The sequence below is a fragment of the Alloacidobacterium dinghuense genome, from assembly GCF_014274465.1.
GTDB classification, from domain to species: Bacteria; Acidobacteriota; Terriglobia; order Terriglobales; family Acidobacteriaceae; genus Alloacidobacterium; species Alloacidobacterium dinghuense.
This window is the reverse complement of sequence record NZ_CP060394.1, coordinates 2,019,600-2,032,345: the sequence shown is the minus strand read 5'-3', so window position 1 is coordinate 2,032,345 and position 12,746 is coordinate 2,019,600. Positions and strand designations below refer to the sequence as shown.

Genomic DNA, 12,746 nt, shown 5'->3' with positions numbered 1-12,746 from the left:
GTCTATCGCATGGTGGGAAAGAGAGTAGGAAAGAGAAACTAGCCGCTGATGCGAACGAGTTGTTCGGCCTCGATACGAGGCCCGAGGATCGAAACCTTGGGTACCTGTCCACGAGCCATGGCAACCTCGTCGCAACGATAAAGCCGGGGACAATTCTGGCAGTCCTTAAAGACTTTGTCAGGAATGGCAGCACGATCTTCGACAACTCGAAAACCGTAGCGGAAGAAGAAGTCGGGAATACGAGTAAACAGGCAGACGCAGCCGATACCGTGATCCTCAGCCTCATCGAGCAGTGCGCTGAGCAGGTTTGCACCCACGCCCTGACCTTTGGCCTCAGGACGCACCACGATCGACCGCACCTCAGCCAGGTGCGGCCCATACAGATGCAATGCGCCGCAGCCGAGAAAGACTCCGGAATCACTCTCGGCGACTGTGAAGTCTCGGACGTTCTCACATATCTCGGCGAAGACACGCCTCAGCAGCGTGCCATCGTGCGAGAGACTGTTTACCAGTTCGTAAATGTTGGTTGCGTCCTGTAGGCGCGCCTTACGCACCAGCATGTACAGCCTCCACCGTGGTGGAATCACTTGGCGCGTAAGCCTTCAACAGCGTCCGAACGCGGGTTTCAGTGGCGACAAGTGCCTCGCGCACGCGATGCCGCGCTGTGCCGCCGATAACATCGTGGCAGTCCAGCGTTGCTTCAAGCGTGATCGCAGCAAAGAAGTCCTGTTCGAATTCAGTGCCGAATTGTTTCAACTCGTCCAAGGTCAGATCGTTCAGTTCACAACCCTTGTCCAGGCAATACCGGACAGCGTTGCCAATCTTCTCGTGCGCTTTACGAAAAGGAACACCCTTGTATACAAGATATGTCGCCGCAGCCATCGCGTTCAAAAAGCCACTCTCGCAGGCAGCCCGCATACGCTCCGTGCGGAACTTGAGCGCCGCAGTAAATTTTGCCAGCAGTTGCACAGTGACGTCGATGGCGCTCGTCGCGGCAAAGACCGGTTCCTGCGTCTCCTGCATGTCTTTGTTGTAAGCAAGCGGCAAACCCTTAAGCTGTAGCGTAACTGACTGGGCCGCCCCATTGATGCGGCCAACCTTGGCGCGCACCAGTTCGGTCAGATCAGGATTCTTCTTCTGCGGCATCGCGCTCGAACCGGTCGAGAATGCTTCCGGCAGATCGACAAAGCCGAATTCAGCCGTAGCGAAGAGGGTGATCTCTTCAGCGAAACGGCTGGCGTGCAAAGCCAGCAGGGTCAGCGCGTTCAGATATTCGAGCACGAAGTCGCGGTCGCTGGTCGCATCCATGCTGTTCGCAGTTGGAGCCGAGAAAGCAAGCTCTCTGGCAGCAATGGTGCGATCAAGCGCGAGAGTTGCACCCGCAATTGGCCCAGAGCCCAGCGGAGAATAGTTCAACCGCGCAACACAGTCCTCAAGACGTGAAGCGTCGCGCAGCAGCATCTCGACATAGGCCAGCAGCCAATGCGCAACAAGCACAGGTTCTGCCCTCTGCAAGTGCGTATACGAAGGCATCACCGCATCGCCAGAAACCTTCGCCAGTTCAACAAGCGCCAGCGCCCACAATCCGATGTCGGCAATGATCGTGTTTGCGCGCGAGCGAATGTACAAACGCAGGTCAGTCGCAATTTGTTCATTGCGGCTGCGGCCTGTGTGCAGCTTGAGTCCAAGATCGTCAATCGCTTCAACCAGCTTCATCTCGACGAAGTGGTGAATGTCCTCACAGTGCGAAGCCTCGTCCATCCACTGCTTCGCATCTTCGGCCAGGCCGTGCAACGCGATTGCGCTCAGAGCGTCAGCGATCGCAGACTGCTCTGCACTGGTCAGGATGTTCGCTGCCTTCAGCGCAAGAGAATGCGCCTTGCTGGCAGCTACTTCTTCCTGAAGCAGCTGCCTGTCAAAGCCAAAGGAACGTTGCCAGTGGTCGAATAAAGGGTCAAGCGGCTCGCGAAAGCGGCCGGACCACATCTTGGCGGGCTGTGCGCTCATCAGTTTTCTTCGCCTTTCGTTATGCTCCCGTTTTTCGTCCCCCCGTTTTTGGCCCCACTGTTCAGTTGCGGCATCTCCGAGCCGTGGCTCAGTGTGATGAGACCGGTCTGCGCGTATGTCATCAGCTTGGCGCGGGTGTCGGTGATGTCGAGATTCCGCATGGTGAGCTGGCCAATGCGGTCGCGAGGAGAAAAGGCCGACTCGGTCTTCTCCATGCTGAGGCGTTCGGGCGCAAAGGTGAGGTTGGGCGACTCGGTATTCAGAATCGAATAGTCGTTGCCGCGGCGCAGCTCGAGCGTGACCTCTCCGGTGATCGCGCTCGCCACCCAGCGCTGTGCAGACTCGCGGAGCATGATGGCCTGGGGGTCGAACCAGCGTCCCTGATAGAGCAGGCGGCCCAGCTTGCGGCCGTTCTCGCGGTACTGCTCGATGGTGTCCTCGTTGTGAATGCCGGTGATGAGGCGCTCATAGGCGATGAAGAGCAGGGCCATGCCCGGAGCTTCATAAATGCCGCGGCTCTTGGCCTCGATAATGCGGTTCTCAATCTGGTCACTCATGCCCAGACCGTGACGTCCGCCAATGCGGTTGGCTTCAAGCAGCAGCTCGACCGGGTTGGAGAATGCCTTACCGTTCAGTGCGACAGGGAAGCCCTGTTCGAAGCGAATCGTCACCTCTTCATGCCTCACATCCACATCGTCACGCCAGAAGGCCGTTCCCATGATGGGCTCGACGATGCGAATGCTGCTCGAAAGCTGTTCGAGATCCTTGGCTTCGTGCGTGGCGCCGAGGAGGTTGGAGTCGGTCGAGTAGGCCTTCTCAGCGGACATCTTGTAGCCGAAGCCGGACTTCTGCAGGAAGGCAGACATCTCGGCGCGGCCGCCAAGCTCATCGATGAAGAGCGGGTCGAGCCAGGGCTTGTAGACCTGCAGATCAGGATTGACGAGCAGCCCATAGCGGTAGAAGCGCTCGATGTCATTGCCCTTGAAGGTCGAGCCGTCGCCCCAGATGTTGACGCCATCCTCTTTCATGGCTGTGACCAGCATGGTGCCGGTAACAGCGCGTCCAAGAGGCGTGGTGTTGAAGTAGGTGATACCCGCAGTCGAGATATGGAAGGCTCCGGACTGCAGTGCGGCGATGCCTTCGCGAACCAGCGGCCCGCGGCAATCGATGAGCCGCGCATTCTCCGCGCCGTACTCAAGGGCCTTGCGGGGGATGGCGTCGTAATCGGTTTCGTCCGGCTGGCCGAGATTGGCGGTGTAGGCGTAGGGCACCGCGCCTTTCTGCTTCATCCAGTGAAGCGCGGCGCTGGTATCAAGGCCGCCGGAAAAAGCGATACCGACTTTCTGCCAAACCGGCAGACTTTCAAGAATGACAGACATTTCGTGCAAAACCTCGTGATTCTTCGGTTGCTGTGATCGACCAGCCTGAGGCGCCATCTTTTTAGCGCAAAGAGAGGGAGACGAACTTACTTCGCCGGCTTTGCCCCGCCCAGCAACATAAGCATGAGCGCCTTCTGCGCGTGCATGCGGTTTTCGGCCTGATCGAAGACCACCGACTGCGGGCCGTCAAGCACCGCATCGGTTACCTCAGCATTGCGATGCGCAGGCAGGCAATGCATGAAGGCAGCGTGCGGAGCTGCGTAGCTCATCAACGTTTCATTCACCTGGTATGGCTTGAAGATCGGCGCGCGCTTGGTTACTTCATGCTCAAAGCCCATGCTGGTGCAGACGTCGGTGTATACAGCGTCCGCTCCAGTTACGGCAGCAATGGGATCATTGAGCAGTGTGATGTTGCTTCCTGTCACGTTCCCAATAGCGCGGGCCTGAGCCACTATGTCTGCTTTGGGGGCATAGTTTTTCGGAGTGCCCACCGTGCAGTGCGCTCCGAGTTGTGCCGCGGTCAGCATGAGCGAATGGCAAACATTGTTGCCATCCCCGATATAGGTAAACTTCAAATCCTTTGCGCTGCCAAACCGCTCTTCGATGGTCAAGAAGTCGGCGAGTGCCTGGCACGGATGTTCGAGGTCACTCAACGCATTGATGACGGGCACGCTGGCATATTGCGCCATCTCAGTGATCGTTTCGTGCGCATAGGTGCGCAGTACAATGACCGAGACCCAGCGCTCGAGATTACGCGACATATCGGCCAGTGACTCGCGCTCACCGAGCGGCGATTGCGTCTGATCGACGAAGATGGCGTTGCCACCCAACGTATTGATCGCAGTCTCGAATGTCAGGCGCGTCCGCAAGGATGCCTTCTCGAAAAACATGACCATCTGCCTGGCATCGAGGGCATAGCGATAGGTCGAAGGGTTTAGCTTTACGTCGTGTGCGAGCGCCAGGATTGCTTCTGTTTCGTCCGGCGTAAGATCGGCGATGGAGCAAAGGTCTCGTCCTGCGAGTGATTCCGTTGCCGGAGCAAGCACGCCGAGGCCAGTCTCGTGTTCCACAGCTGCGAATGCCTTGCTAGCCAATGTGTGTTCCTCCCATAGTATGAGCTTGCTCGCCGGCGTGTGCCGGGCTGTGCTCCGTTAAAATTGTGTCAAGAGCATCGATGGCGTCATCGACGTGCTCTTTGTCGAGAATGAAAGGCGGCAGAAAACGCAGAACCGTCTCACTGGTTCGATTGATGAGGATGTGCCGCTTCACCATCTCCGCCAATACCGTTTTCGCCAACTCCGCTGAATCCAGTTCCGCGGCCAACATCAGGCCGAGGCCGCGCACTTCCGTAATTGCGATGTGCTTCTGTTTAAGTTGATCGAGTTTCTGATGGAAGTAGTTGCCTACTTCCTGGACATGATCAAGCAGATGTTCCTTTTCAATCGTGTCGTAGACAGCAACCGCCACTGCGCAGGCTAGCGGGCCGCCGCCAAAGGTGGTGCCGTGCATGCCGGGATGAATCGCCTGCGCTGCTTCTTCGGTGCAGAGCATCACGCCAAGCGGCAAGCCTCCTGCAATTGGCTTCGCCAGTGTGGTCACATCAGGCTTGATGCCGTAATGCTGGTAACCGAACCACTTGCCAGTGCGGCCCAGACCCGCTTGAATTTCGTCGACAATCAGCAGTGCGCCGGTAGAGCGTGTCAGTTCGCGAGCGGCCTCAATGAATTCCTGGGAGACCGGACGGATTCCACCTTCACCTTGGACTGCCTCGAGCAAAACTGCGCAGACGTCGCTTGAAAAGTTTGCCTTCAGATCTTTAACATCGTTAAAGCGAACAAAGTCCACGTCCGGCATCACAGGAGCAAATGGCTCTCGATACTTTTCTTTGTACGTGGTCGCGACCGATCCCATCGTGCGCCCATGGAAGCTCTGTTCTAGCGCAAGAAACCTGGTTCCCAGGTGCTTGCCTTCGCTGCGCTTCATGCCTGCGTAGGCGCGCGCAAGTTTGAGCGCCGCTTCCCATGCTTCTGTGCCGCTATTTGAGAAGAAGGCGCGATCCAACCCACTTGCACCCGTGAGGCGCAAAGCAAGTTCAGCTTGCCCTTCATGGAAAAAGAGATTCGAAATGTGAATCAGCTTCTTGCTCTGTTCTGCGATGGCACTCTCAATTGCAGGATGGCCATAGCCGAGCGCGTTGACGCCAATGCCACTGAGCAGGTCGAGGTAGCGATCACCCTTTTCGTCAATGAGGTGAACACCGTCTCCGCGAACAAAGAGAATCGGATTGCGCTCGTAAGTTGTAAGCAGCAGTTTTGCCTCGGCTGCCTGAATTGCATCCAGCTTCATTCTGAATCTCCTATGCGACCATTACTTCTGTGCCGTGGGCAACGCGCGTGCTGCATAGATCGGGCAACACGCCGGCCAATTCCGCGGGCAGGATGCGTACGCGCTTGACTCCTTGCAAGAGTGCTTCGCGACAGGCGCTGAGCTTTGGCAGCATTCCGCCGCTGATTACGGCATCATTTGTAAGAGCCGCAATCCGGTCCACACTCAGCCAGCGCATCACTTCGCCATTAGCATCCCGAACGCCGGGTACATCGGTGAGGAAAACAAGCGCATCCGCCTTGCAGGCAGCTGCGCACGCGGCGGCCATTTCGTCCGCATTGATGTTGTAATACTCGCCGTCGAATCCGAGAGCGAGACTTGAAATGACCGGCACTGCGCCCATTTTCCAGATCGCCTCCAGCCAGCGTGTGTCGGATGCGACGATCTCTCCAACGAAGCCGAGATCGGGTGCCGTTCTCTTTTTACGCGCGCGGAAGATCAAGCCGTCACCGCCGCAGAGTCCGACGGCAGCCTGTCCATGACCCCCGAGTGAAGCGACCAGCGATTTATTCACGCGCCCGCTCAGAACCATCAGGGCCGTGTCGCGCGTCTCGGCGTCGGTGACGCGCAGACCCGCGATAAATTCGCTTTGCTTCCCCAATAGCTTGAGTGTCTTCGTCAGCTGCACGCCGCCGCCGTGTACCAAAGCCACCTGGTTTCCGTCTTTCACCAATTCGGCAATGGCTTTGGCGCAGCTTTCGCACAACTCTGGATTCTCAAGGGCCGCACCGCCAAGTTTGACAACGTATTTCACGCCAGCCCCTCCGATTCGTTCCATCCATACATTACGTTCAGGTTTTGCACTGCCTGTCCGGCAGCGCCCTTCAGCAGGTTGTCCAGGCAGGACACGATCACGCATCGTCGTCCATCGGGAGCCAGGTGGAAACCGATATCGCAGTAGTTCGTGCGTACCGAATATTGAATCTGGGGCAACTGTCCAGAGGGGAAGACCCGGACCATCGGGCTGTCCCTGTAAAACTCGCGATAGCAAGCCTCGATCTCTGTTGCCTGCTTGGCATCCTTAAATGACACATAAATGGTCGAAAGAATGCCGCGCGGAATCGGCAGCAGATGCGGCGTGAAGATAACTTGCTCGGGCAGCAGATCGAGCTGTTCGAGCAATTCTCCAGTATGTCGATGGCCGAATACGCCATAAGCGGAGAGATTGTCCGCAGCGTGCATAAAATGCGTCTTGGCAGACGGCGTTTTTCCTGCACCCGAAACACCGGACTTCGAATCGCTGACGATGCCACGATCAAGATCGATCCAGCCTTGAGCCTGCAAGGGTTTAAGAGCCAGGATGACGGACGTTGCAAAGCAACCGGGGTTCGCAACCAGTACTGCGTCTTTGATCTCGCCACGATGCAGCTCCGGCATACCGTAAACACTCTTCGTTTGCACCGATACTGCCGTCGCCGAACCTTCGTCTTCGAATTTATAAACGGAACGGTTTTGCGCGTCATCCAGCCGCCATGCACCACTCAGGTCTATGACGCGGAGCCCGTGCTCGATCGCTGCGGGAGCCAATTCGCGCGATTGCTCATGCGGTGTCGCCAGAAAGAGTACGTCGACCCCACGGTCTCTAAGCAGCCCCCATGAAAATGGTTCAAGCTTCAATGAGCGAGACCCATTGTTGTCGAGTAAATGAGGATGCAGGTCTGTCAGAGGCGTTGCATGGGCTGTTGCTTCTGCGCGTCCAAGGAACAAAGGCGAGCTGCCTTGCAGCTTCGGATGACGCAGCAGCAGACGCGCCAGTTCCAAGCCGGCATATCCCGTCACTCCCATTACCGCAGTTTGTAAAGTCTTCTTCATCTCTAATCTATAAGCTTGTTACCCGATCATTTCTTCGAGACGAGCACGCAATTGAGAGGCTCGTTTCAGATCCGGGCAAATGATCAATACCGTGTCGTCTCCGGCGAGCGTCCCGACTACCTCGGACCAGTCTTCGTGGTCGATGCCCAGAGCTACCGCCTGCGCGCTGCCGCTGGTTGTAATCAGGACAAGCTGGTTCAGCGCCTGATTCACTTTTAGCCCGAAGCTGCTTAACACATCGTGAATCGAGGGAAGATCTTCGTCCTCATTGCGCCCATTACCGTTACCGCTTGGCAGTGCGTAACCGTTCGGTCCCTTAAAGAGGCGCAATTCATGAATATCCCGCGACACGGTGGCCTGCGTGACATCAAAACCACGCTTTATCAACTTGCGGCGCAGCTCCTCTTGATTAGAGATAGCTGCTGCAGCTACCAGCTCGCGGATCGCATTGTGTCTTTCTGTTTTACTCAAACTGAAAAAACGCGGCTAAACTGGCCGCGCCTCGCTTTGCATAAAAATACAAATCTATTGTATAAATATGCATATAGTGTTTGTCAACTCTTCTCATAAAAGATTTTTCTCGCAGCTATAAAAGAAACCGCAGGAGCGATTTCATCGGTCCGTGAATCGGTGATTTCAGTGAAAATTTTCTGGCCCTTGCCAGAGAAAAGGGTCGTATAGTTACCTATGGGCTACATAACTTTTTTTAATTCTCCGGTGCCACCGGGGCGCAAAGGTGTCTCTCCCGTCCCAGCCCAACCCTCTCTCATAGATCCGCGCTTCGAACATGATTCGTGCGGAGTAGGCTTTGTCGCCACCCTCAGCAACCAGCCCTCACATGACATTCTCACGAAGGCGCTTACTGCGCTTGCCCGTCTAGCTCACCGCGGGGCGGTTGCCGCCGACGGTAAGTCAAGCGACGGCGTTGGTATTTGCACGGCGATTCCGCGCAACTTTTTGTTGGCTTCTACTGGAGCCACTCTCGCAGCCGAGATGCCTTTCGCTGTTGGCGTTGTTTTCTTTCCACCGGATGTGCCGGAAGCTCACGCGGAACTTGAGGATGCTCTTGCCAGCCAGAATTGCGAAGTGCTCGCATGGCGAGAAGTGCCCACAAAGCCTGAGACCCTGGGCGAAATCGCATTGTCGACAATGCCAGTGATTCGCCATGTTCTGATCACCTCGAAAGATGCCGATCATCTGAATCGACGTCTGTACCTCGCCCGTAAGCAGTTCGAGCGCAGTGGTGCATCGGGTTATCTGTGCTCGCTTTCATCGACAACGATGATCTACAAAAGCATGTGCGCTGGGCGCCTCTTGCCCGAGTTTTATCCGGACCTCGCCGACCCGCAATTCACGACGCCATTTGCTGTCTTTCATCAACGCTATGCCACCAACGTAGCTCCATCCTGGGATCGCGCGCAGCCCTTCCGCATGCTGGCCCATAATGGTGAGATCAATACGGTGTGGGGAAACCGCGCGCGCATGGATGCCCGCGCTGCAACGCTTTCCGACGAGTTGAAGCCGATCTTTTCGCCCGACGGCTCCGATTCAACCAGTCTCGATGAGATTCTTGAGCTGTTGGCGCACAACGGCAGAACGATCGCGGAGTCCGTGCGCCTGCTGTTACCGCCCGCACAAGATAAGGGGAATTCGGCCTTTTTCGCATACAACGAAGATTGCCTTGAGCCATGGGACGGGCCGGCGGCACTTTCCTTTACAGACGGACGCTTTGTAGGCGCGGCACTTGATCGCAACGGTCTACGGCCTTGTCGATTCTTCGTAACCGAAGATGATCTGGTTGTGGTTGGTTCCGAGGCTGGCCTGGTCGATCTCGACCCGGAGAAGATTGTGCACAGCGGCCGCCTCGGTCCCGGCGAGATGCTCGTTGCCGACATTCAGAAGCACAAGCTTTACGAAAATGAAGAGCTGCTGCAAATCTTTGACGATGCCGCTCCACAATACGAAAGCCTGCTCGAAGAGACGACGCTCGATCCTAAAACCCCAGTCGCGGTGCCCGACTCGTCAGAGTTGCTGCGTCTCCAACTCGGCTTTGGTTATACGCGCGAAGACGTGCGCATGATTCTGCAGCCCATGGCAAGTGACGGCAAGGACGCTGTCTGGTCAATGGGCGACGACACCCCACTGGCTCCATTGGCGCGCACGCCACGGCCTGTCTATGCCTATTTCCGCCAGCGGTTCGCTCAGGTTACGAATCCTCCGATCGATTCGCTGCGCGAGGCCATCGTCATTCAGCTGCATACCCGTCTCGGCCCGTGGCCCAGCCTGCTCAACAAGAAAGCAATGCTGCCGGGACTTTCGCTTTCTTCACCCTTTCTGTCTCTGGGGCAGATAGAGGCGTTGCGTACGCGTCGGCACGAACTCGCGGACGAACTGCCGCTTGCCGTGCTCGATTGCGTCTTCAATCCAGCCTGCAACCTGCTCACCGCTATTGACGATCTCTGCGCAAAAGCGATTGATCTGGTGCGCGGCGGTGCTGCGATTCTGCTGTTGACTGACCGCAGCTGCAACCAACAATCGATCCCGATTCCGATGGCTCTGGCCACGGGCGCTGTGCACCACGCCTTGATCCGCGCTGGCGAGCGCACCCGTGTCGGACTCGCTGTAGAAGCCGGCGATTGCCGCGACCTGCATCACGGAGCGGTGATTCTCGGTATGGGTGCCGGAGCTGTCTGTCCATGGCTGGCGCTGGAAACAGCGCGCTCGGTAAATGCCGAGAAGGGCGAAGAAAACCTGCTGCATGCTTTCGATGCCGGGTTGGCAAAGATCATGTCGAAGATGGGAATCTCGGTGGTGGACAGCTATCGCGGAGCCCACCTCTTTGACTCAATTGGCCTGAACGCCGAAATAATTGACAAGTGCTTCTTCGGCACTCCCGCTCCGCTTGGTGGCGTCGGTTTCGTCGAGTTGGAAAAACCTGTTCGTGACCAATGGCTGGCCAGCTTTAGCGATGATGCCGCCCCCGGCGACGCTCCAGTTGGTACAGCGACTGCCGTGAAGGACCTTCCCGATTACGGTTGGGTTCGCTTCCGCAAAGCCGATAAGGCTGAGCCTCATTCGTGGCAGCCGCAAACTGTGCGCCTGCTGCAAACGGTTGTCGGCACCGCACGGAGTGCAAGTGCCGTAGCTGAACCGGGCCAGGCGTGGGCAGCATTTGCCAGCATCGCGGTTGAGAAGGAGCCGACGGTTCTGCGCGATCTGCTGGAGTTCCGCCCCGCCGGTGCACCACTTGCTATGGAGCAGGTTGAATCTTCGGAGAACTATTATAAACGGTTTATCGCGAGCGCCATGTCGCTTGGCTCGTTGAGTCCTGAGGCGCACCAGACGATCACTGCCGCGATGAACATGCTCGGAGGTCGCTCGAATACGGGCGAAGGCGGGGAAGACCGTGCTGTTTACGACCCGACAGGCGAACTGCCGTTGAACGGTGTCAACGTTCCTGCTCATCTGCTAAACAACAAGGTGAAGCAGGTGGCTTCTGCTCGCTTCGGTGTGACAGCTGAGTACCTGATGAATGCCGAAGAGATCGAGATCAAGATCGCGCAAGGCTCAAAACCCGGTGAGGGCGGTCAGCTTCCTGGCCACAAAGTCACGGAATTGATTGCGCGTTTGCGTCATGCGCAGCCTGGCGTGCAGCTCATCAGTCCGCCGCCGCATCACGACATCTATTCAATCGAGGATCTGGCTCAGCTGATTCATGACCTGCGGCGAGTGAACCCGAAGGCCGCGATTGGTGTGAAGCTTGTCTCCGAGATGGGTGTGGGCACGGTTGCTGCCGGCGTTGCCAAGGCTTATGCCGATTACATCATCATTGCCGGACACAACGGCGGAACGGGAGCTTCACCGCTTTCGAGCATCAAGTACGCTGGCAATCCCTGGGAGCTTGGCTTGGCTGAAGCACAGCAGGTGTTGATCCAGAACGGACTGCGCGGCCGGGTTCGCCTCCGCACGGACGGTGGGTTGCGCACGGCGCGGGATGTCTTGTTTGCCGCGATGCTGGGTGCGGACGAGTTTGCCTTCGGCACTGCGGTACTCGTGGCGCTGGGTTGCGACATGGCGCGTCAGTGTCATCTCAACACCTGCCCGACTGGTATTGCGACACAACGGCCTGAATTGCGGGCGAAGTTCCGCGGGCGTCCGGAGCATCTGGTGAAGTTTTTCGAGGGGCTCGGACGTGAGATTCAGGCGCTGTTGGCCAAGCTTGGTCTTCCATCACTGGAATCTGCGATTGGACGCACTGACTTGCTCGATCAGGTGCGCCAGGTTGGTGGACTAGACCTGAAGCCTCTGCTTGCTGCTCCTGCCGATGGAATTGTGCGCTGGCAGGGCAAGCGGAATCTGCGTCCGGAAGAGCATGCTCCAATCGACGATGCGTGGGTTGGACCTGCGATCGCTGCTTACAAGGCCGGTGTGCCATTTGAACTGGAAGCCGACGTCACCAATGAAGACCGTACGCTCGGTGGACGCCTCTCAGGCGAACTGGCGCTGTTGCAAGACTACGGTGTTGCGCCGCAGGCTCCAATTTCTTTGAAGCTGAAGGGAGTCGCAGGGCAGTCTTTCGGCGCGTTCGCCGCTCCGGGGATGTCACTGACGCTCGAAGGGCTGGCCAACGATTTTGTTGGCAAAGGCCTTTGCGGTGGCGAGCTTATTCTTCGCGGGCAAGGGCGCGCAGCGCGTGAGAGCGATCGTCACGTCATTCTTGGCAATGTCGCCCTCTATGGCGCAACCGGCGGTTCTCTCTTTGCTGCGGGACGCGCAGGGGAACGCTTTGCTGTCCGCAACTCCGGTGCCGTTGCCGTTGTCGAGGGTGTGGGCGACCACGGTTGCGAGTACATGACTGGCGGCCTGGTCGCGATTCTGGGTGACACCGGCATCAACTTCGGGGCTGGCATGACGGGAGGTATAGCGTGGGTCTTCGATGAGGAAGATACGTTCCTCAGCGAATGCCGCTATCATTCCGGTTTCCTGAATGCCGATGGCTACGGTGCGCTCGATGCAGAGGCTCAGGCCAGTATTCGCGAACTCATCACGCTGCACGCCGAGAAGACGGGAAGCACTCGTGCCAAGCGGCTGCTGGCCGAATGGGAAATTCTTGGAGAGCGTTTCATTCGACTCACTCCGAAACCCCAGGCCTAATGACTGCTG

The 12,746-nt window shown here is 57.4% G+C and carries 9 protein-coding genes; 1 reads left to right on the top strand and 8 read right to left on the bottom strand.

All coding sequences use genetic code 11. The features are described from left to right. Window positions 1-38: 38 nt before the first annotated feature. The 8 genes from H7849_RS08185 to H7849_RS08150 all read right to left on the bottom strand — a co-directional run bounded on the left by H7849_RS08185 (window position 39) and on the right by H7849_RS08150 (window position 8,054). Window positions 39-560 (bottom strand): GNAT family N-acetyltransferase, encoded by a 522-nt coding sequence (locus tag H7849_RS08185; RefSeq protein ID WP_186745587.1) that lies wholly within the window; start codon window positions 558-560, stop codon window positions 39-41. Then, entirely contained in the window at window positions 547-2,007 is a 1,461-nt protein-coding gene (gene argH, locus H7849_RS08180; protein ID WP_186745586.1) for an argininosuccinate lyase, read from the bottom strand. Before argH ends, H7849_RS08185 begins: the two co-directional genes overlap by 14 nt. Next, window positions 2,007-3,386, bottom strand: a complete 1,380-nt coding sequence (gene argG / locus H7849_RS08175; protein WP_186745585.1) for an argininosuccinate synthase — start codon at window positions 3,384-3,386, stop codon at window positions 2,007-2,009. The genes argH and argG overlap by 1 nt, the downstream gene beginning before the upstream one ends. A gap of 86 nt (window positions 3,387-3,472) precedes the next feature. Then, window positions 3,473-4,480, bottom strand: a complete 1,008-nt coding sequence (gene argF / locus H7849_RS08170) for an ornithine carbamoyltransferase (protein WP_251106692.1) — start codon at window positions 4,478-4,480, stop codon at window positions 3,473-3,475. Next, window positions 4,473-5,732, bottom strand: coding sequence for an aspartate aminotransferase family protein (locus H7849_RS08165; RefSeq protein ID WP_186745584.1), 1,260 nt, complete (start codon window positions 5,730-5,732; stop codon window positions 4,473-4,475). Before H7849_RS08165 ends, argF begins: the two co-directional genes overlap by 8 nt. Before the next feature lie 10 nt (window positions 5,733-5,742). Continuing rightward, window positions 5,743-6,525 (bottom strand): acetylglutamate kinase, encoded by a 783-nt coding sequence (gene argB / locus H7849_RS08160; protein WP_186745583.1) that lies wholly within the window; start codon window positions 6,523-6,525, stop codon window positions 5,743-5,745. Then, window positions 6,522-7,583 (bottom strand): N-acetyl-gamma-glutamyl-phosphate reductase, encoded by a 1,062-nt coding sequence (gene argC, locus H7849_RS08155; RefSeq protein ID WP_186745582.1) that lies wholly within the window; start codon window positions 7,581-7,583, stop codon window positions 6,522-6,524. Before argC ends, argB begins: the two co-directional genes overlap by 4 nt. Before the next feature lie 18 nt (window positions 7,584-7,601). After that, on the bottom strand, window positions 7,602-8,054 hold the full coding sequence (locus H7849_RS08150) for an arginine repressor (protein ID WP_186745580.1): 453 nt from the start codon (window positions 8,052-8,054) through the stop codon (window positions 7,602-7,604). A 216-nt stretch (window positions 8,055-8,270) separates the two neighbouring features. Between H7849_RS08150 and gltB the strand changes: the two genes are divergently transcribed. Then, a complete protein-coding gene (gltB, locus tag H7849_RS08145) occupies window positions 8,271-12,737 on the top strand; it encodes a glutamate synthase large subunit (RefSeq protein ID WP_186745578.1) in 4,467 nt (1,488 codons plus the stop codon). The last annotated feature ends 9 nt before the right edge of the window (window positions 12,738-12,746 follow it).